General features: G+C 54.9%; 21 protein-coding genes. 9 read left to right on the top strand and 12 right to left on the bottom strand.

Annotated features, from left to right (window positions below; genetic code table 11):
- Positions 1-333 precede the first annotated feature (333 nt).
- On the bottom strand, positions 334-1179 hold the full coding sequence (locus AC2FGB_RS16350; protein ID WP_142638470.1) for an EamA family transporter: 846 nt from the start codon (positions 1177-1179) through the stop codon (positions 334-336).
- A 139-nt stretch (positions 1180-1318) separates the two neighbouring features.
- Between AC2FGB_RS16350 and AC2FGB_RS16345 the strand changes: the two genes are divergently transcribed.
- Complete coding sequence (locus tag AC2FGB_RS16345) at positions 1319-1753, top strand: group II truncated hemoglobin (protein ID WP_142638472.1); 435 nt, start codon at positions 1319-1321, stop codon at positions 1751-1753.
- A gap of 432 nt (positions 1754-2185) precedes the next feature.
- On the opposite strand, the gene glnT is transcribed toward AC2FGB_RS16345, so the two are convergent.
- From glnT to AC2FGB_RS16315, 6 genes are all read right to left on the bottom strand, one after another.
- Positions 2186-3514, bottom strand: coding sequence for a type III glutamate--ammonia ligase (gene glnT, locus AC2FGB_RS16340; RefSeq protein ID WP_142638474.1), 1329 nt, complete (start codon positions 3512-3514; stop codon positions 2186-2188).
- A gap of 80 nt (positions 3515-3594) precedes the next feature.
- Entirely contained in the window at positions 3595-4923 is a 1329-nt protein-coding gene (locus AC2FGB_RS16335; RefSeq protein ID WP_142638687.1) for an FMN-binding glutamate synthase family protein, read from the bottom strand.
- Positions 4924-4943: 20 nt separating this feature from the next.
- A complete protein-coding gene (locus AC2FGB_RS16330) occupies positions 4944-5627 on the bottom strand; it encodes a GltB/FmdC/FwdC-like GXGXG domain-containing protein (RefSeq protein ID WP_281995750.1) in 684 nt (227 codons plus the stop codon).
- A 1-nt stretch (position 5628) separates the two neighbouring features.
- Complete coding sequence (locus tag AC2FGB_RS16325) at positions 5629-6558, bottom strand: class II glutamine amidotransferase (protein ID WP_496694282.1); 930 nt, start codon at positions 6556-6558, stop codon at positions 5629-5631.
- A 148-nt stretch (positions 6559-6706) separates the two neighbouring features.
- A complete protein-coding gene (locus AC2FGB_RS16320; protein ID WP_142638480.1) occupies positions 6707-6922 on the bottom strand; it encodes a hypothetical protein in 216 nt (71 codons plus the stop codon).
- A gap of 11 nt (positions 6923-6933) precedes the next feature.
- Entirely contained in the window at positions 6934-8307 is a 1374-nt protein-coding gene (locus AC2FGB_RS16315) for an ammonium transporter (RefSeq protein ID WP_142638482.1), read from the bottom strand.
- Positions 8308-8646: 339 nt separating this feature from the next.
- Here AC2FGB_RS16315 and AC2FGB_RS16310 point away from each other — a divergent pair, with 339 nt between their 5' ends.
- The 5 genes from AC2FGB_RS16310 to AC2FGB_RS16290 are packed head-to-tail and all read left to right on the top strand — an operon-like array spanning position 8647 to position 13010.
- Positions 8647-9792 carry an aminomethyl transferase family protein gene (locus AC2FGB_RS16310; protein WP_496690299.1) on the top strand — a complete coding sequence of 382 codons (1146 nt, stop codon included), beginning with the start codon at positions 8647-8649 and terminating at the stop codon, positions 9790-9792.
- A 55-nt stretch (positions 9793-9847) separates the two neighbouring features.
- On the top strand, positions 9848-10444 hold the full coding sequence (locus AC2FGB_RS16305) for a dimethylamine monooxygenase subunit DmmA family protein (RefSeq protein WP_496690298.1): 597 nt from the start codon (positions 9848-9850) through the stop codon (positions 10442-10444).
- A complete protein-coding gene (locus AC2FGB_RS16300; RefSeq protein WP_281973362.1) occupies positions 10441-11403 on the top strand; it encodes a PDR/VanB family oxidoreductase in 963 nt (320 codons plus the stop codon). The genes AC2FGB_RS16305 and AC2FGB_RS16300 overlap by 4 nt, the downstream gene beginning before the upstream one ends.
- Positions 11404-11416: 13 nt before the next feature.
- Positions 11417-12484 (top strand): heme-dependent oxidative N-demethylase family protein, encoded by a 1068-nt coding sequence (locus tag AC2FGB_RS16295; RefSeq protein ID WP_496694283.1) that lies wholly within the window; start codon positions 11417-11419, stop codon positions 12482-12484.
- Between the two features lie 7 nt (positions 12485-12491).
- Entirely contained in the window at positions 12492-13010 is a 519-nt protein-coding gene (locus AC2FGB_RS16290; protein ID WP_271951769.1) for a GNAT family N-acetyltransferase, read from the top strand.
- Here the strand turns inward: AC2FGB_RS16290 and AC2FGB_RS16285 are convergent.
- Positions 12988-13644, bottom strand: coding sequence for a helix-turn-helix domain-containing protein (locus AC2FGB_RS16285; protein WP_185956716.1), 657 nt, complete (start codon positions 13642-13644; stop codon positions 12988-12990). The genes AC2FGB_RS16290 and AC2FGB_RS16285 overlap by 23 nt on opposite strands.
- 237 nt (positions 13645-13881) lie before the next feature.
- On the bottom strand, positions 13882-14904 hold the full coding sequence (locus tag AC2FGB_RS16280; RefSeq protein ID WP_496694284.1) for a helix-turn-helix domain-containing protein: 1023 nt from the start codon (positions 14902-14904) through the stop codon (positions 13882-13884).
- A 137-nt stretch (positions 14905-15041) separates the two neighbouring features.
- Here AC2FGB_RS16280 and AC2FGB_RS16275 point away from each other — a divergent pair, with 137 nt between their 5' ends.
- A complete protein-coding gene (locus AC2FGB_RS16275; protein ID WP_496694285.1) occupies positions 15042-16064 on the top strand; it encodes an alpha/beta hydrolase family protein in 1023 nt (340 codons plus the stop codon).
- Between the two features lie 95 nt (positions 16065-16159).
- On the opposite strand, the gene AC2FGB_RS16270 is transcribed toward AC2FGB_RS16275, so the two are convergent.
- Entirely contained in the window at positions 16160-16576 is a 417-nt protein-coding gene (locus AC2FGB_RS16270; protein ID WP_142638500.1) for a helix-turn-helix domain-containing protein, read from the bottom strand.
- A gap of 70 nt (positions 16577-16646) precedes the next feature.
- Here AC2FGB_RS16270 and AC2FGB_RS16265 point away from each other — a divergent pair, with 70 nt between their 5' ends.
- Together AC2FGB_RS16265 and AC2FGB_RS16260 are read left to right on the top strand one after the other, a co-directional pair.
- Entirely contained in the window at positions 16647-17897 is a 1251-nt protein-coding gene (locus tag AC2FGB_RS16265; protein WP_496694286.1) for an MFS transporter, read from the top strand.
- 23 nt (positions 17898-17920) lie between these two features.
- Positions 17921-18817, top strand: a complete 897-nt coding sequence (locus AC2FGB_RS16260) for an alpha/beta fold hydrolase (RefSeq protein ID WP_496694287.1) — start codon at positions 17921-17923, stop codon at positions 18815-18817.
- Positions 18818-19328: 511 nt separating this feature from the next.
- Here AC2FGB_RS16260 and AC2FGB_RS16255 read toward each other — a convergent pair.
- On the bottom strand, positions 19329-19793 hold the full coding sequence (locus tag AC2FGB_RS16255) for a hypothetical protein (protein ID WP_142638504.1): 465 nt from the start codon (positions 19791-19793) through the stop codon (positions 19329-19331).
- Between the two features lie 130 nt (positions 19794-19923).
- A complete protein-coding gene (locus AC2FGB_RS16250; RefSeq protein WP_496690292.1) occupies positions 19924-20994 on the bottom strand; it encodes a polyprenyl synthetase family protein in 1071 nt (356 codons plus the stop codon).
- Positions 20995-20996 lie beyond the last annotated feature (2 nt).

Raw genomic sequence — 20996 nt, 5'->3', positions numbered from 1 at the left:
ACAATCGCATGCCTGCTGGCCAACACCCTGACCGCCGCATGCCGCGCAAACAAACTCCCCGAACCAGAAGGCCTGACGGCTTAAAACGAGGCCGCCGCTGTTCAAACTGCGGCTGTTCTTTTTTCCGTTCTGATTTAGGTAGGTATTGGCGACCTTTTAGGTCGTAACTTGTGCATGGTGATCGTATCCATTGGCGTGTCGCCTCCCAATTCCCTCCGATCCCCCCTACTACGAGCGTTGTGTGAATCCGGACCGCCACGCTCAGGCGAGATTGAGTGCCTGCGAAACAGCCCGGCTGCAGCCCATCAGGCACGTCAATTCGCAAGGCCGTCCTCAGAGCGCGAGATAGCCGATTCCGGCAAACGCGACGACACAACCAAGCCACTGGCTTGGTGACATACGCTCTTTCAAGATTGCCCAGGCAAGGACAACAGTCAGTAGTCCAAAAACCGAAGCCGCGACGGATGCATATTGGGCATTGGGCAACCTACCGGCCGCGACCACACTGAGAATTGCGACCGCATCCAGTAAACCCATTAAGCACAAAAGGGGCAGTGCTTTTGTGCCGGGCCAAATCGACTTGCGAGACGCAAAAGCTATCGCTGCCAGAACCAGAATTGCCGTAAGTCGACCGATTAGAGACACGGTGTATTCGTCGCTGATCTCTGCCGCGTATTGCCCCAGGGCAAATGCTGCGGCGAACCCGGTTGCGGCCAGCAAAGACAAGACAATGGTTGGGCCTCGGGCAGGGTAGGTTGTCTCGGTTTTGTCTGAGCGGGCTGCGACGATGGATACTCCGAGGCCGATCGCAATTACGGCCAACCAGTGCCATGCACTGACAGTCGAGCCGCGCCAAATTGCGACGGTGACGGACAAGACCGGATAGCTGGCAACTAGCGGCGCAACCAATCGCACGGGCCCCCGATGAAAAGCCTCGTACATGCTGAGCCCGGCCAAGAGGTAAAAAAAACCTGCTGCAATCGCATAAGCCATCGCGTTGCCCGACATGGGGTTGATGTCGCCCCAGGCTGCAACCATCCCGATCTGCAGGATGGCACCAAAGAGTAACACAAACATAAGCGAGGCGACCACGCTGACGGACTGGCTGATATAGCGGACCGAGAGATCATGAATGCCCCAGCACAACGCAGCTAGCAACCCGAGTGCAAGGGCGCTCATGTAAGGGAAGATTGTTGTAGTGTCGACCATATTGGCATGTGTTCGGTCCCAGATATCAACAGCGCCAAGATGTCACTGTTGATAAACTAATATTCCTGTTATGCAATAAATTAGGCACTGGAGACCCGGAGAATCCACTATGTCCTCGGCTTTGGATCAACTTGGAGGCGAAGAGAGCCTGCGCGCGCTTGTCGAACAATTTTATGATCGAATGGAGGCCGATCCGGCTGTGTATTCCTTGCACCGGCTGCATTTTCGGGGTCACGGATTGAACCATACAAGGCAAGCACAGTTCGAGTTCCTCAGCGGTTTTTTGGGCGGCCGAGCTTATTACCGGGAACGATTTGGCCACATGGATTTACGGGAAATACATGCCCATGTGCCTATTCGCGAGGCCGATGCAGAGCTTTGGCTGGAAACCTTTGACGCCGCTTTGGAAGATTGTGAACTGCGCGGCCCGGCGGTGGATAAAATGCGAACCTCCCTGCGACGTGCGGCATTGATGCTTGTTAACGACGTTCCCGACTGGCGCATCGAGGTGGATAGGAAAAAAGGACAAGAAGTCCCAGAATAGGCTATTTGCAGGGTCTCGAAATCAGTCGTCAAACAACCAACCGTTCAGATTAGATGAAGCCGGTCTTAAGTATTGAACGTCATAGAGATTTGCTCGATCGCGATATCGTCGTTTAGGTGTCATCTTTTGCACAGCACCCTTAGCCCATGCCCTGATTGACTGCTTTTTGGCCGCAAGCCAGGGATGGTTCCGATTTCCCAGACAACCAAGGGGCTGCCCAAAGCAGCTGTGCAATGCGGGGATTGGGTTCCCGTCTTAAAGGCGCACAATTTCAACGGAATCCCCGTTTGACGATATGTGTGCAAAAGACGCGCCGCGATCTTCGCCCGGCGCGTGTTGACTGAAAAAACATCCCGGCGTGATCGTTGTTGGTGAATGAACAACAAGGCCGCGGCACAGGCCGCAACCTCGATGTCTTCCAGTTTTACCGGATCAGATATCCAGCGTGTTTTCCTTTTCCCAGCGCGAGAAATGCGACACGAAGGAATTCCACTCCTGATGCTTCATCTTCAGGAAAGCAGACGAGAATTCGGCGCCCATCATGCCCTTCAGGTCTTTGTCTTTGTCGTATTCGCGCAGTGCATCAAGCATGTTCAACGGCAACTTTGGTGCTCCGCGCACTTTATGGCCTTCGGCATACATATCGATATCCCAGCGCTTGCCAGGGTCTGCTTTGGATCGGATACCTGACAGTCCAGCCGCAATGATCACGGCCTGAAGCAGGTAGGGGTTGGTTGCTCCGTCCGGCAGGCGCAATTCAAACCGCCCGGGGCCGGGCACACGCACCATGTGAGTCCGGTTGTTGCCCGTCCATGTCACGGTGTTGGGCGCCCATGTTGCACCCGACATCGTCCGCGGCGCGTTGATGCGTTTGTAGCTGTTCACCGTGGGGTTGGTGATCGCGGCCAGTGCTGACGCGTGCTTCATGATGCCACCGAGGAAGTGCTTGCCACGCTCTCCCAGACCAACCTCACCGGTCGGGCCGTCGCCCTCGCCTGCAAACACGTTGGTCTTGGCCGCATCGCCTGGCGCATCCCAGACCGAGATATGCGCATGACAGCCATTACCGGTCAGGCCTTCCACCGGTTTCGGCATGAATGTCGCACGCAGCCCATGTTTTTCAGCAACCGATTTGGTCATGAACTTGAAGAAAGAGTGTTTATCAGCAGTGCGCAGAACGTCGTCAAATTCCCAATTCATCTCGAACTGGCCGTTGGCGTCCTCGTGGTCGTTCTGATAAGGTCCCCAGCCCAGTTCCAGCATGTAGTCACAGATTTCACGCACGACATCATACCGGCGCATCACGGCCTGTTGGTCATAGCAAGGCTTTTCAGCTGTATCGAAAGGATCGCTAATCTGTTCTCCGTCCGGCGTCATCAGGAAGAACTCGGCTTCGATACCGGTTTTGACATGCATTCCTTCGCTTGCAGCTTCGTCGATCAGGCGGCGCAATACGTTACGAGGGGCTTGCGCGACATCGCTGCCTTCCATAACGCAGTTGCCAGCAACCCAAGCCACTTCGGGCTTCCAGGGCAGCTGAATGACCGATGATGGGTCTGGAACTGCCAGCATGTCAGGATGAGCCGGTGTCATATCCAGCCAGGTGGCGAACCCGGCAAAGCCTGCACCATCTTGCTGCATGTCGGCAATCGCCTGCGCAGGAACCAGTTTAGCCCTCTGTCCACCGAACAGGTCGGTGAACGAGATCATGAAGTATTTGACGCCTTTTTCTTTTGCGAAAGCTGCGAGATCTGTCGTCACGATTGCTTTCCTTTCCCTGTTGAATTCTAGTTTTTCAAAGCAAAAACGCGGCCCCCATCAGGGAGCCGCGCAGCATCGGTTCAGAACCCTTCCTTGCCCGGGTACCAACTGGTGCCCGCCAAGGGGACACGCGCCATGGCGGCCGCCTCCATTGTCAGGGCACACAGGTCTTCAGGTTCGAGATTGTGCAGGTGATTGTGGCCACATGCACGCGCGATGGTTTGGGCCTCAAGCGCCATCACCTTCAAGTAGTTGCGCAGCCTGCGACCCGCAGCAACCGGGTCAAGACGCGCAGCCAGGTCGGGGTCTTGCGTGGTGATCCCTGCCGGGTCCTGACCTTCGTGCCAATCGTCATAAGCGCCAGTGGTTGTGCCCAGCTTCTGGTATTCGGATTCCCATTTGGGATCGTTGTCCCCAAGGGCCACCAGAGCAGCCGTGCCAATAGCAACTGCATCTGCACCCAGTGCCAATGCCTTGGCCACATCGGCCCCGGTGCGAATGCCGCCTGAGATGACCAACTGAACCTCACGATGTACGCCCAGATCCTGCAATGCCTGAACGGCAGGGCGGATGCATGACAGTGTTGGCAACCCGACATGTTCAATGAATACGTCCTGCGTCGCAGCGGTGCCGCCCTGCATGCCATCCATGACGACAACGTCCGCCCCGGCTTTCACTGCCAATGCAGTGTCGTAGTAGGGGCGCGTGGCGCCAACTTTCACATAGATAGGCACTTGCCAATCAGTGATTTCCCGAAGTTCGAGGATCTTGATCTCAAGGTCGTCCGGCCCTGTCCAGTCTGGATGGCGGCAAGCGGACCGTTGGTCAATGCCTTTGGGCAGGGTCCGCATCTCGGCCACACGGTCACTGATCTTTTGACCCAACAACATGCCGCCCCCGCCGGGTTTGGCGCCTTGGCCAACCACAATCTCAATCGCATCAGCCTTACGCAGATCGTTGGGATTCATGCCATAGCGTGAGGGCAGGTATTGATACACCAGCTTGGTTGAGTGGCCACGTTCCTCGGGCGTCATGCCGCCATCACCGGTGGTGGTTGACGTGCCCGCTGCGGATGCGCCGCGGCCCAGAGCTTCTTTCGCCGGACCGGACAACGCGCCAAAGCTCATACCCGCAATGGTGATCGGGATATCCAGCTCGATCGGCTTTTTGGCAAAGCGCGTGCCCAACGTTACTGAGGTATCGCAACGTTCCCGATAGCCTTCCAACGGATAGCGCGACACCGACGCACCCAGAAAGAGTAGATCGTCGAAATGAGGAACTTTCCGTTTGGCGCCACCGCCACGAATGTCATAGATACCTGTCGCAGCGGCGCGACGGATCTCAGCATTGATCGGATTGGTAAATGTCGCCGACTGAATCGGCAGGGTGCGGGGGATCTGATCGTCCATATCTTTCATACCCTTCTTCCTCAGTAAGCTGCGGAATTGTCGATGTCGAAATTGTAAAGCTGACGAGCCGAGCCATAGCGTTTGAACTCTTCCGGCTTGGCGTCGCTGCCAGCGCGGTCCAGCAGATCCCTCAGAATATCCAGATGCTCAGGGCGCATTTCTTTCTCGATGCAATCAGCACCGAGGCTTTTGACCGAACCACGCACGAACAGCCGTGCCTCGTAGAGTGAATCCCCCAGCGCATCGCCCGCATCTCCGCAGACGACCAGATTTCCTGCCTGTGCCATGAAGGCGGACATGTGGCCGATATTGCCATGCACCACGATGTCGATACCTTTCATCGAAATACCGCAGCGCGAGCTTGCGTTACCCTTGATGACTAGCAACCCACCATGGCCTGTGGCCCCGGCATACTGGCTGGCGTCGCCATCGACGATGACTTGGCCGGACATCATATTCTCAGCCACACCCGGACCAACTGAGCCTTGAACCTTGATGGTCGCCTGTTGGTTCATGCCGGCACAATAGTATCCGGTAGACCCCTTGACCGTCACTTCGATCGGCGCGTCCAGTCCGACAGCAATCGCATGGCTGCCTTTTGGATTTACAATTTCCCAGCTGGTTTGGTTGGTCTCGGCGTTTTGCTCCTGCAGGGACGAGTTCAATCCACGCAGTCCGTCTGCCTCTAAATCATAGGTCTGCATTTCAGGCGGCCTTTTCGTGGGTTGTGGGACTGTCGTTGTGCGACCAGAAATATACGGTGGCCGGTTCAGGTTCCCAAACTCGGGCGTCTTCGATTCCTGGCAGGTTCACCAAGGCGCGGTATTCGCTGCCAAAGGCAACATATTGATCTGTTTCTGCCATCACTGCAGGCTTGCAAGCGATTGGGTCACGTACGACGCCAAACCCGTCTTTGGTCCCTACTACAAAGGTGAAAAACCCGTCCAGATCATCAATGCTGGATTCCAGAGCTTCCCCTAAAGTGGCGCCATTCATCATTTTCCAGGTCAGGTATGCGGCACCAACTTCGGTGTCGTTCTCTGTCTGGATGGTAACGCCTTCGCGGCGCAACTTGCGGCGCAACGAGTTGTGGTTGGACAGCGACCCGTTGTGAACCAGACATTGATCGGACCCCGTGTTGAACGGATGTGCGCCCATTGTTGTCACGGCGGATTCCGTCGCCATGCGTGTGTGTCCAATGCCATGAGTGCCGCTCATGCCGCTAAGGCTGAAGCGGTCTGCAACATCCTTGGGCAGGCCAACTTCCTTGTAGATTTCGAGGCTTTCGCCACGACTCATGATACGAACCGTCGGCCGGATTTCAGCCAGCGCGGCGCGCGCGGCTTCGAACTGACGGGCGGGAATTTCCAAGACGGCATGTGTATCATTGTCTGCCTGACCAACCGTCACGCCAAGTCTTTTGCCTAGCTCATCAGCCAGATCGACAAAGTCCGTTTCGGGGCTGGGGGACTGAACTGTAATCTTGGTTTTGCCATCGGACTCAGAGCCGTAGATTGCAATACCGGCACTATCGGGGCCACGATCTGTCATCGTGATCAGCATGTCTGTCAGCATATTGCCCAGTTGGGGCGCAAGAGACTGGTCTTTGAGGAATAATCCAACAATTCCGCACATGGCTGGCAGATCTCCTTATGTGTTTCATTATGATTCGACGGTACCAACAAATCAGTGGGACATCAATAATCATAGGAAAGTTTTTTTCCTAAGAGGCAATGGGCGCGACCTGTGTTTTTCGCGCCCATTGCAAGCATTCAAGGCTGGATCAATATCGCTCCAACTGTGCTTTCACCTTTTCTTCGTCACCGGTATGGCGCGCCTTTTCCAGGTGCTCAGCTTCGCGGACGAATTGGATGCGATGCCAGCCAACCCAGAAGACGACACCAATGATGACCATTAGAACTTCGTAACCTTGGAAGGGATAGACCGGCCCGACTTCGGCCAGATCCACGGCCCAGTTTGTATAACCATTCGTAGACATATCTTACTCCCTCATTTCACTGCTACGCCACGGGCGGCCAGTTCTTCTTTATCGGCTTCGATAATGGCAGCTTTGGCGTCCTCATAGGCATGGTGTTCAGCGTAATCGAGACCCTGAAGTTCAACTTCTTCCGGGATGCGCAGTACGCCGGCAGCGGATTGCATTTTCGCCAGAGCCCAGCCTGGCAGGAACCCAAGGACAAAGAACATGATGACCGCACCCGTGATCTGACCGATCGGGTTGATGGTTGCATAACCTTCATATGGTGACGAAGGCACGCCCCACAGGACAAAGCCCGCGATGACCAGCCCGACGACACCTGCATAGCCATGCACGGCAACGGCACCAACGGCATCGTCCAGCTTGAACCGACGCTCTACCCAGTAGTGCAGATTATAGACGATCACGACGCCGATTGCGGCAATGATCATCGCTTGGATCGGGTGATACAAATCGTTTCCAGCAGACGCGGTGATGATACCGGCCAGACCGCCCGAGAAGGTCCAGAAGGCATCCCCCTTCGAGACGACATAGGCTGCCATCAACCCACCCGACAGCGACATCAGGAAGTTAAAGGTAATCGCCGACAGCGTGGTCGGAGCCAGATAGATGTTGGTTGCAGTCCAGGTGGCGCCAACGATCTGACCGTCGATAACCTCGGGCGAGATTACCGGAACGTTACAGGCGGCATAGAAGCCCCAGAACCCGGTATAGATCAGGAAAATTCCGATGGTCAGCAACCATGGATTATGCGGAGGAATATCCCGCGGCGTTCCATCCTTGGCAAACTTGCCAAGTCGTGGACCCAGTACCATGATCACACCAAGTGCGTAACCACCTGCGATTGCATGGATAACGCCTGACGCATAAGCATCGTGATACCCCAATATACGCACCATCCAGCCACCATAGTGCCAGCCCCAAGCAGCGTCGATGATCCACCAGACGGACCCGATCATGACTGCATGGACCCACAAAGCCGATGACCTGATCCGTTCGATCACTGAACCAGAAACGATCGAGGCGGCTGTCCACGAGAACAGAAGGAACGCGGCCCAGAAGACCCCTGTGATTCTGTCGTCCAAATTGGTTGCCATTGTGTTCGCCCACGGTAGATTTGCGGCACCTGCTTCGGTGTCGAGACCGCCCCAGAACGGAAAGTTCGGGAACGCCCAGTAGATCCACCATCCAAAGAAGAAGAACGTGACCGTCACCAGCGGGATGATCATGATGTTTTTCATCAATGTGTGCATATGGTTACGGGCCCGACTGGCACCGACTTCGTACATGCAAAAGCCCACATGGATGAGGAACATGAAGACGACCGTTACCCAGTAATAAAACTCGGTAAAGACCGTCGTAAGTGCATTTAGATTGCCATCCACTTCGTAGTCTCCCTGTTGTTGCAGCAGGAGGTCTTTCTGCGAAGCATTTCCTGCTGGGAATAATTGTATACTAAGGGGACAATCTCATTGGCGACCTGTCAATAGATATGTGGGGCAAACATCTTTAAGGTCTGTGCTTGATGTATGTCCCCACACGTCCAAAAACGCACTAAGCCACAGATAAAGAAAAGAAATATCAATATTCTCGAATGTTCTTAGGGTGCAAAAATTGCAGGCAAATATTCCCAACAGGAAAAAATTCTGCACACAAGTGTTGATTTTCAACCCAACATCGGCCTCAATATGGGCAACAAAAACGATCAACGGGAGAACCGAACCATGGCCATTCTTTGGAGAACGTCGGCCCTTGCGCAGCGCCACGCCCAGATCGGCGGCGAGCTTGAAGACTGGAACGGGATGGGGACTGCTTGGTTCTATGACCAAAGCCCTGAACGCGCCAAAGCTGACTACGAAGCAATTCGAACCAAAGCTGGTCTTATGGATGTTTCCGGCTTGAAAAAGGTTCACGTGGTTGGTGAGGATGCCGCCTATGTCATTGATCGTGTCACCACGCGGAACGTCGAAAAGATCATGCCGGGGCGGTCGACATATGCCTCGATCCTGAATGCCGAAGGCAAGTTTGTTGATGATTGCATCATCTATCGCCTGTCGGTGAACACGTGGCTGGTGGTGCATGGCACAGGCACCGGAATGGAGCAGCTGACATCCGTGGCGGCGGGTAAGAATTGTTCGGTCATCTTCGATGATGACATGCATGACATGTCGCTGCAGGGTCCGGTGGCTGTAGACTTCCTGGCTAAGCACATCCCCGGAATTCGCGATCTGGCCTATTTCGGCATCATGCAAACCAAACTCTATGGCTGCCCAGTGATGATTTCGCGGACCGGCTATACTGGTGAGCGCGGGTATGAGATTTTCTGTCAGGCTAAGCACGCCGTACACCTGTGGGACAACATTCTGGCCGAGGGCAAAGACATGGGCATCGTGCCGGTCCAGTTCTCGACGCTCGATCTGCTGCGCACCGAAAGCTACTTGCTGTTTTATCCGGGCGACAATTCCGAAACCTATCCGTTCGATGGCGATACCTGTGGTGATACACTGTGGGAACTGGGCCTGGATTTCACTGTCTCACCTGGAAAAACCGGCTTTATCGGCGCCGAGAACCACTATGCATCGCAAGGCAAAGAGCGGTTTAAGATCTATGGCGTCAAACTGAACGGCACGACCCCAGCGGATGAAGGCGCGGATCTGCTGCAAAACGGCGAGAAAGTCGGCGTTGTCACCTTCGGCATGTATTCTGATATCAATGGTCACAATGTGGGTATCGCGCGGATGCCGGTCGCATGTGCATCACCCGGTACCAAGCTGACGGTGCGCAACGGCGATGGGACAGAAATAACGGCAACTGCGGAAGAGATGCCGTTCTACGATCAGGACAAATCGATCAGAACCGCAAAGGGCTGAGTTTCAGGGGGCGCGACGGACACACCGTGGCGCCCTTTTCCTATTTGAGGGCACAATGTCAAAGTTCGAATTTCCCAAGTCAATCGCAAGCCGCCCGGTCTGGGGCGCGCTAGAGGTTCGCCAGGGCGAACATCATCTCATGATAGCCGAGGCCGAAGGGGCCGAAGCCATTCTCGACATCGCAACACCTGACCTGATGGCCAAAACCCATCTGATCTATATCCCGAAAGGCACCGATTTCGCGGAAAAGCTAAGGGCATTGAACCCTGCTCAGTTCTATGAAGGCCCGTCTTTCGAGGCGTCTCTGCCGCGCATTCGCAGGGTTCTGGAGGACGCGCATATGGGATTGCAGGTCTACCTGACCGGCACCGAAGGCATGATGGGGCAGGCCATGAATGAAGTGATGGCCGTAGGCCTGCCGCACACGGCGATCCAGACCGAACATCGCGGATCGGTCGCCCGTCGGATGCAATGCGTGCATTGCAAAGGCATCACCGAAGACGTCGAGATTGACCCGTTTGTCTGTTCACATTGCGGCCTAAACCTGTTTGTGCGCGATCACTACTCCCGCCGTCTTGCCGCCTATCAGGGCGTCCGTATCGACGCCGAGGATCATGGTAATGTGCCCGAGTCGAAGGGGATTTACGAATGAGCGGTGCTGAGAAAATTCAGGTCAAGGTGACCGAGATCACTCCGCTGAACGAATTGGTGACGCGGTTCCGGTTCGAACGTATCGACGGCGCGCCATTACCAACCTTTTCGGGCGGGGCACATACTGTGGTCGAAATGCAGGATGGTGCCATTACACGGCTTAACCCCTATTCGTTGATGTCAGATCCGTTTGATCAGTCATCTTATACAATTTCGGTTCGACGCGATGATGAGGGCAGGGGGGGGTCGCTGTTCATGCACCGCCAGGTCAAGCTGGGCGACGAGATGACCATCAGCTATCCGGTCAACTTGTTTTCACTGGACTTGCGCGCCCGCAAGCATCTGTTTCTGGCCGGTGGCATCGGGATCACCCCGTTTCTGGCACAGATTAAACAGTTGGAATTGCTGCACGGGCATTGGGAGTTGCATTACGCGTGCCGAAACACTGCCTTGGCATCTTATGCTGAGCAACTGACAGACAGACATCCGAACGAAACCCATCTGTACTATGACGATCAGAGCCAGGCGATTGATCTGAAAAATCTACTCAGCGGGCAACCCCTGGGAACGCATGTGTATGTGTGTGGTCCAAAGGGCATGATCGACTGGGTCCGAAACACGGCTGCCGCCGAAGGCTGGCCCGAAGATTGCGTGCACTACGAAGAGTTCCTGGCGCCTCAGCCCGGCAAACCGTTCGAGGTGCGCTTGGCGGCATCGGATAAGGTCATTCATGTGGGTGAAAACGAAAGCCTGCTGGAGGCCATCGAACGTGAAGGCGTGGACGCACCATATCTGTGCCGCGGTGGGGCCTGCGGTCAGTGCGAAACCGTTGTGCTCGACCATGAAGGTAATTTCGTTCACCGCGATCACTGGCTGACCGGCGAAGAAAAGGCCGCGGGCAAGAAAATCATGCCCTGTGTATCGCGCTTCGAGGGCAAGTCCCTCGTGCTGGACCGTTGAGAGGAGGCCCAACATGACCATTCAATTCAACGACGAATCCTTCCGCGACGACTATACGTTTCACAACTCGGACTGGGCGATCAAACGCTTTCCGTTTCCGTTTCACGAAGACAGCTATATGTATTCAGTCAACATGGAACAGCATCGCGGCGGGCCCAAAGGATCGGTCTACGAGATGCGGTTCGACGTCGACGAACACTATGTGTCCGAGATGAAAGACCGCGCGATGGTTCTGGATCAGGACCCGCTGCGCTGTCAGTCACTGCCGCATATGACATTGGCCGGCTGGGACTTGCTGGAACTGATCATGGTTAGCAAGTCCGAAGACTATCCTGATCTGTTCGAGTTGCATCGCAACGGCAATCAGTGGCGTTGGATCAACAAGCCATTGGGCATCGATCACAGCTTTACCTTCATGGATGAAACCACGCTGCCTTATGGGCCGATGGAATACATCACGCGACAAGCTCAGGGCGATTTCGCCGTGCTGGATCAGCGTGACGAGATGCTGTGGATGGACGCGGGAATGGTGACGACCCAAGCGGATTGGAGTCTGGATTTTGACATCGGAATGAACTTTTTCGAGTGGCACGCGCCGGTTCCCAAAGCCCATGAAATGGGCATTTTCCAACGCGCGCTGAAATTCCTGCTGAACATTCAACAGGGTGCCCCGGCACGGCGTCTGAATTGGACTATGACAGTGAATCCGCTGCTGGATACCAGCCCGGAAAACTATCACAAATGGGGTATCCAGAAGACGACGCTGACACCTGAAAACATAGCGCACAAACAGTATCTGCGGGTCGAGTTGCAAACCTTTTTCCGTCTACCGCGATCCAACGCCCTGGTGTTCCCGATCCGCTGCTACCTGTGTAGTTTTCAGGACCTGATGACCGTTCCCAAATGGGGCCGCCGTCTGCATCGGGTCATCCGGGACCTGCCGGTCGAGCTGGCAACCTATAAAGGGTTCATCGATAACCGCCCCATGATGTTGGACTATCTCAGCCAGTTTGACGACGGGTTGCCCACTTCTCCGGGGATCTGGCCGGATTTGGAAACGGAACCACCTTTGTCTAAGTAAGCGAGACTTGCGAAATTTCTCAACTCATATGATTGATCCGGGCGAAGCGCCTTGGCTCATCTCGAGTGACGATTTTGCTTTGTATGACGTGCTTGCGCTGCTTCGCGCGTCATTTCAGTACATGGATGCCCGGATCGACCCTCCGTCTTCTATCCATAGTCTGAACGTGGAAGGAATGCAGGTGCATTGTCAGGGTGGCGGCGAGATCTGGGCCGTTGGGCGACCACTTTTCGCGTGTATGTTTCTGACGCCCAAGCCCGACAGTTTGTACCTTGGAAAGCTTGCGGTGAAGGATGGATTGCGGGGTCAGGGTATCGGCCGCAGGTTGGTGGATCATGCTGCACGCCGTGCAGCAGAGCTTGGCTTACCTGCGCTGGAACTGGAAACACGCGTGGAACTTACTGAGAACCATCGCGTATTTTCGAGGCTGGGGTTCACGATCGTAAGCACGGGCAGTCGCGAAGGTTATGACAGACCCACAGATTTCTTATTGCGCAAACCGATCAGTTTGTCTGCGGATAGCTGATAACTGATATATACCGCGCCGGCAGACTGACAAGCCGTTCGGGCCCATGCGGAGCATCTGCATCAAAGAACAGGGTATCGCCGGGTTTTAGCGGGTAAATCTGGTCCCCGTGGCGGTAATCCACCTCACCGTCCAGCATGTAAATCGTTTCGATCCCGCCATGTTGGAAAGTTGGGAACACATCTGATTCAGCGGTCAGGGTAATCAGATACGGTTCGACGATCACGCCGGATCCGTTGGCACCAATATGTCCCAACAGGTTATACTGATGGTTCGCACGTGTTCCTTCACGCTCCAGTTCGACGCCTTCTCCTGCTTTTGTATGAACCGCCTCGCGGCGTTCTTCAAACTGTCGGAAAAAGCTTGTCAAAGGAACCGAAAGCGCATCCGCCAGCGATTGCAGAGTCGTCAAGGACGGCGACGTATTTCCGTTTTCGATCTTGGACAGCATGCCAATCGAAAGGCCGGTCAACTGGGCCAGCTCTGCGACCGTTATGTTCTGCTGTTTGCGAAAGGCACGAACCTCGCGGCCGATGGCAACTTCAAGAACTTTCTCTCTGTCACCCGAACGAACGGAATGTGGGTCCTGCGTCAGGTTTGCTGCCATTTCTTTGTCGCGTTTTTTCAATTTCATTCTTTCAACGTCTTGCTACACGTGTCCAAACCGGTTCTGCAAGCAGGCACGGCGCAATACCCAATTCAATTCGGATTACCATAGCATCAGTTTTTCCTGATAGTAATATAATCAAGCTGACAGAAAACAGAATAGAGATCGGATTCTCACTGTTTGACGGCTTTCACGGCTCTGACGCCGATGTCCTAAATCAAGGTTCGGTAGCTGTGGCAAGGATGCTTGGTGCACCGGAACGTCTTAGGTTTTGACCCTTTCATCGGGCACTTCCACAAGAGACCTCAACCAGCGACGCGGATTGACGCCGATCACCCTTAAGAACTCGCGGTTGAAGTTCGACTTGGTGTTAAACCCGCTGGCCAGCATCGCCTCGGTCACCGATTTTCCAGTCTTCATTACGGCGCAAGCGTGAGAAATCCGATGCCTATTGATGTAGCGAGACACATTCTCGCTTTTGCCTTTGTTGATTGCGCTTGAAAGCTGCTTTTCTGGAACCTGCAATTTTCGGGCCAACCGGGCCAGTGTGAGATCGGGATCGAGATATGGCTTATGTGTTTCCATATAGGCGTCGAGCTTTTCGACAATAGCGGTGTCACGGGTTTTATCTTGCTTGGAATACGCATCGCGCGTGTCAGAACCAATGCTCTGGCTTTCGATTGCATGCGATAGGCTGAGCGCCCCTAATATGAGCAATGTGATTGCGGAAAACAGGCTTGGCAGCCAGAGCAAGACCTCGGTGTCTCCTGATGCAAGGCGGACTGCAATGAATATGTCGCTGCCTGCTGAGGCGATCAAAGCGATGGCCAGAACACGCCAAACCCAAACAATCATGCGCCCGTTTTCTAAGCGGCTATGGGGCAAACAATCTTCGCCGCGCAAGAGCATAAACGCGATGGCGATACCGTATGCCGCAAAGAGAAAGGGGATCAACACGTCCAGCGCTTCGGGTTGGGTTGCCAGAAAACTTATCGCAAGGGCCGGACCTACCGCATGCAAATACAAGTCCTGTCTGCGCAGATAACCCACCGAGGCCTGACGAAAGGACAGCCACGCGGATGCGGCAATTACAGTCGCAAGAATGGGCTGAACGACCCTGAGACCCGTAAAGCCATAATATTGCACAAGCGCGATAACCGCACTTTGTGCTGCGCAGCATCCGATGAGGACCAAAAGCGTGGGATGGGTTTTGCGGGTCAGAAAGCGATGTAAAAGAAAGCCCGAAAGCAGCAGGGCAGTAATCATTGGGATTGGTAGAACTGGCATCAGGGGGGTCCGTTTTCGTCTGTCATAGGACCTAAATCCTGATCTGCGCGACCTTAAACCGGATTCAGGTCGTATGAAATCCCGACAGCGTCTGAATGTAGGCCGACACTAATGCCACCCTACAAAAAAGGCGCGCCATGAAACTTCCTCTTCTTACCCTCGTCATGACCCTTTCGGCGGGCACGGAAATTGCTGCACAAGATGTCGGCCTCGTCGAATTGACGATTGCCGCACCTCATCATGATCAGGACATGCAAATGGCTGTCATGTTCCCTGCGGCAGGTCAGCGCCAGACTATGTTTGCAGAAAATGCAGTGTTCTATGGAACAGCAGTAGTCGAAAACGCCAGGCCGGTGCCAGGGCAACATCCGGTTGTTCTTCTCTCACACGGATGGGGCGGCAATTATGCACGAATGGCGTGGCTTAGTGCGGGGTTGGTCTCGCAAGGTGCAATCGTAGTGGCAGTAAACCATCCAGGCAGCACGACCTTAGATTTGGATTTCGATACCGCATTTAATCATTGGACCCGCGCCCAGGACATGTCCACCGCGTTGGATCACGCGCTGCAAGACCCGGTTTTCGCCCCCCTCATCGACACTTCACGGATCTACGCCACGGGTTTCTCTTATGGTGGCTGGACAGCCCTTTCGCTTGCGGGCGTCCAGGGCAATCGTGACGGATTTTTCGATTATTGCGAGGCCGCAGGGGCAGGGTCACAATTTTGCGCAAAGCTGACGGCAGAGGGCGTCGATGTAACCGCAATCGATCAGGAAAAATATGAGGCATCTTACAAGGATCCACGGGTCAGTGCCGTCGCAGCCATTGATCCGGGACTAACTTGGGATCTTGCGCATAAGGATGTGCGGGACGTGACAGCCTCGCTTTTTCTGATTGGATTGGGTGACGGGGCCGACAGGCTGAATGCAACAGACACGAGCGCCCTGGGAAGCAATTTTGAGGCGCTGGTTCCTCAGGCCGCGGTGATGACGATCGCGCCCGCAACGCATTTCACCGCGCTTGGATTATGTAAGCCCGCCGGTGAAGCGATTTTGATCGAAGAGCAGGACGATCCTGTTTGCACTGATCCTGGGGGAACGGACCGCGCCCAAGTTCTTGACATGATAATTGACAGTTTGGCCGCTCACTTCGATCTGAATTAGTGTATTTCGGACACTTACATATCGGCATTGCATCCAATCGTGCGGGCCGACCATACCCCTCAGCGGTATACCAAAAATTCGTAGTTGGCTTGCCGCTACCTGCCACTGGCTTTCTTCGTGCCCCGGTGATGGGCGAGGTCGATGAGCCGTCTGAATGTTGGGCATTCCAAATGCGATGGCGCCGGGCAATCCGCCACATGTCGCAGGGTATCGCGCAGCGCCGTCAGCTCGCGGATTTGCCGATCCAGCGCATCCGCACGAATGTGAAACTCTTGCCGGGGGATATTCGGAGTTCCATCAAGGCCGAACATCCCCGAGATTTCCTCAAGTGAAAACCCCGCAGATTTGCCCATCGTGATCAGGGCTAGTTGCAATAAGACATCCGGCGTGAACTGCCGACGAAGCCCGTGCCGCGCAACAGACGAGATCAGGCCAAGCTCATCATAGTAACGCAGCGTTGAAGTTGGGGTGCCGGTCTTTTTCGACACCTCGCCTATATCCAAAAGTTTCATGCTTGACCTCAAGTCGACTTGAATTCGTAACGTCACCTTCTGTAGCGATTCCGACAAGAGGAAAATAGTGGTGCACATCAAATCAAATGCATTGAAGACAACGAGACCCGGCGCTTTGTTGTGTTTCTCCCTGTCCATGCTGCTGGCCTCATTGGGCACCAGCATTGCCAATATTGCCTTGCCTGCAATCGCCCAGGACCTGAAGGCGCCGCTACATCAAGTGCAATGGGTGGTGATCGCATATCTCGCGACACTGACGCTGTTCTCTGTGCTGGCTGGACGACTTGGGGACCGCTTTGGACGACAGCAGATGCTGATCTTCGGGCTTATACTTTTCGCGCTGGCCTCTGCGTTTTGCGGCTTGGCGCCCAACCTTAAGGTGTTGAGTGCCGCGCGGTCTCTTCAGGGAATTGGTGCTGCATTCCTCATGGTGCTGACCGTCGCACTCGTTCGCGATATTTTTGAAACAGAGCGTGTCGGGCAAGCCATGGGCCTGTTGGGCACGATGTCGGCGGTCGGAACCGCACTGGGACCTTCGTTGGGTGGGGTGCTGATTGGAAAACTCGGGTGGCAAGGAGTGTTCTTTGTCCTGGTGCCGATGAGCCTGACTACGGCCGTTTTGGCCGTTCGGCTTTTGCCCGCAAGTGTTGCCTCTGGGATAACACCTCTGGTCGGACTAACTGCACTGCGAAAGAGCGGCGCAATCCCCGGCCTTGCGGCAAATTTTCTGGTGGCAAATGTGATGTTGACCACTTTGCTGATAGGCCCCTTCTTTCTGGGGCAGTCTCTTGGGCTGAGCGCGGCGAAAGTGGGGCTTGTCATGTCGGTCGGACCAATCATATCGATCTTCCTCGGCGTCCCATCGGGTCGCCTTGTGGATGCATGGGGGGCGGCGCGTGTTCTGTCGCTTGGGCTCATTGCTCTGACCACCGGGACCTTTGCGCTTGCGGTCCTGCCAGTCGCATTCGGTGTCATTGGTTACATTGGCGCTATCAGCATCCTGACACCGGGATACCAGTTGTTTCAGGCCGCCAACAACACCATGATCATGGTGGGGGTTCGGGCAGATCAGCGGGGGACAGTTTCAGGGCTGCTTGGCTTGTCGCGCAATCTGGGCCTTATTTTCGGCGCCTCTGTCATGGGGACGGTCTTTTCCTTTGGGATCGGGGCCCGCACCGTCGAGGCAGCATCTGCTGAAGCGATTGCCAACGGGATGCAGCTCACCTTTGTAATCTGCGGGGTATTGGCCATCGTGGCGTATTGGCTTTCGCGTCGAACTTCGTTGAAGAGCATCACCAGTAAGACAGTCGCGAGATTATGATAAAGGAGGTCGCAGTCCTACCGATGAACACTTTTAAACCTGTCCCAATAGACGGTTTGAACGTACAGATTTGGGGGCATGGCGATACGCCCGCGCTCATTTTCCATGGGGGGCCAGGGTCGGGTCTCAACCCGCAGCACACAGCCTATTTCGACGCCGACCGCCATCGGGTGGTTCTTCTTGACCAACGCGGAACAGGGTTGTCGGGCAGAGCTGGTCGGGTCACTGCAAACACGACCCAGCACACCCTACGCGATGCCGAGGCTATCCGGATGGCCCTGGGATATGAAGATTGGATAGTGCTGGGTGGTTCATGGGGTGGCGCACTGGCATTGGCCTACGCATCCGCTCATCCTGATCGGGTACGCGCATTGATCGTGCGCAGCACGCATATCTGCCGCCCTTCAATGGACCAGTGGATGTTGCGCGATAGGGCAAAGCGTTTCGAAGCCGGGCAGCGTGCGCGCGGCCTGTTTCTCGATCCTCTCGATGAGACAGAACAGCTCCATCCTGCCATAGCATGGTTTGCCCGTATGGAAGACAATGACGCGCAAGCACGTGAGGCAGCCCGCCGTGTGATGGCGCTTGAAGATGCGTTTCATGGACCGCAACCCGGCACTGTGCGGCTTCCGGCAGCCGTCACCCAAAGCGACATAAATCGTACCCGCGTGTACCTTTGGTACTGGCTTAATAATTTCTTCCTACCTGCTACCGGCCCCGGAGATCCAAATAGAATCTCCGTACTCCCACATCGTTTGATCCATGGAGCGGATGACCTAATATGCCCGATTGAACCTGCCCGTGCCTTTGCCCAAGCTGGAAAGCTTCAATTTGAGGAGATTGAGAGACTGGGTCACAACGGTTTGGCGCCGCAGATGATCGCTGCTGTGCGCCAAGCCGTAGATGATTTGAGCGGTTGAGTATCGAGCAGAAGCGCGTTCTCAAATCGGACAATCGCGGCAATTCCGAGTGCGCGCAATTTGGGTTCAGGGCATCGTCATTTTTTTGGTTGCGTGAGTTGGCTGAAGCAAAGCGCGATGCCTGACCGCCTTCGATTCTGTATGCGAGAGACGGGGGACAATTCTGGCTGGTCATTTCGCTTCGCGCGTCGATGTTGCTCAACAGTTTATATCGTTTGCCCGGTAATCTTTTAGTCGATTTTTGTGCCAAGGCGACCCATCTCACCCGATTTAAAAAGATGTTTGTTCTTGCTCGGCATTCACGTTGGCTGTGGCACCTAACAGCCCAATGGCAGGAATAGTTAAGCTATCTATGAGGCGCATGTTTAGCCTCGCCCGGTGCCAGCTTCGTATGAGGCAGATGATTACAAATCGAAATATTTTTCGAAGCTATCTTTCTGCATATGTGCAATCGAAATAGAAAACTCCGACCACGGGCAATACTGCACCCTACCTTCGGGGCAGGATCACTTTAGTCAGCCACAACCTCAAAGGTGACAACGATGGCGGTGTTTTCGCTGCCTTTGGTGTATACGCGCCCCTGATACTGGCCGGGTTCTGCCAGATCATGAATGGTGAGGCTTACGGCAACGTCGACGGCCTGTCCCGGGGGAATACGGACTGCGGAAGGTTGGATGCTCATCTTGTCGGTTGGCAACACGTTGCCGTCGCGGCTGATCATGTCGCCCGGTTCGAACTGCAAGTCGACAACGTCTGCTCCGGCAGGTGCAGCAAAGGACAAGAGAATGGTTCCTGTCTCACCGGGCCTGCAGGGCTTGCGGCAGTGAAAGGGTCCGTCCAGCTGTTGTGTGGTGCTGTTTTCCGCATTCAGAATGCCCCGTGCGATCTGAGATATCGGAAGTGTATCCTGCTCCGGAACGGCCTTGGTGGCCGTGCGGAGAGCGCTGACAAATGGTTTTCGCTCGAAATAAGGCATAGCTCAATGTGCACAGCCTACAGCGTTTAGTAAATGACAAACTTGAAAGGAATGCGTATTGGATTCGGCGGTGGATTCACGGGATTTCGAAATTTAAGATATTGAATATCTACAAAAAAAAGGGCGAGCGTTAGACCTGACGCGCCACCAGATAATCCATGAACTGACCAAGAAACGCGCGCGGCGCCGCGTTGGTATTTGCAAATACAACATCGAATTCCCGACGGGCCGCCGCAAGCAGGTCATTTGCTGCGGCCTGAGCATATTCAATGCAAGAATAGTGGTTCATCCGCGCCAATACCCATTCGACCTCTTGCTCCGAACGGGCCGTTCTTGGCTTTTCTAGAAACTCTGACAGTCGGGACTGTTCCTGCCGATCCGCCTGCGCCCCAAGACGTCCCAGCATCAGCGTGCGTTTGCCTTCGTAGATATCCCCACCGATCTCTTTGCCGTATTTACCCTGGCTTCCCACAAGATTCAGAACGTCATCCTGGATCTGAAAGGCGGCCCCCAGAAAAAAGCCGAACGCGTTGAAGTCATCCAGATTCAGCGCCCCGGAGGCGACATCGTCCGGGCGCGCGATCAGGGCACCTATACGCATCGGGTGAATGAAGCTGTACCAGCAGGTTTTCTTCAGACACATGGTCAGATAGTCGGACGGGCTGAGGTCAAGGCGATTGTCTTTTATCCATCCCAATTCAAGGGCTTGGCCCTCGATCGACTCTTTCAGCAGGTGATCAAATTCGTCCACCACACGCGCGCCGGTCATCGGGCCCAGAGGGCCGAGGTTCTGGCGCAGCAGGCTTAGCGCCAGAGATTGCATGCCGTCGCCGATATTGATCGCCAAGGGCACACCAAGACGTTTGTGCATACATTCCCGACCCCGTCGGAAATCGCTGAGGTCTTCGATATCGTCATGAACCAGAAATGCATTGTGCAGCAATTCGATGACCGCAGCAGCAATTTCGGCATCCTCGGCTTTTCCGCCGAATGCTTCACACGTGGCCAAAAGAAGGGCAGGTCTAAGCCCTTTGCCCGAGGTTTCGATATAGTCCCGCATAGGCCCATAGAGATAGGCTTGCGGCTCACCCGCTGGCATTTTGTCCAACAGTACCTTGCGCGCCTGATCGCCATAACGCGTCAGCTGCTCAAGGAAACCTTGCGTGGCCGCGGATGCCGGCTGCGCCTTGGGAACAGTCACCT

The organism is Ruegeria sp. CDSC021 (assembly GCF_059610845.1).
This window is presented reverse-complemented; position numbering and strand designations above follow the sequence as displayed.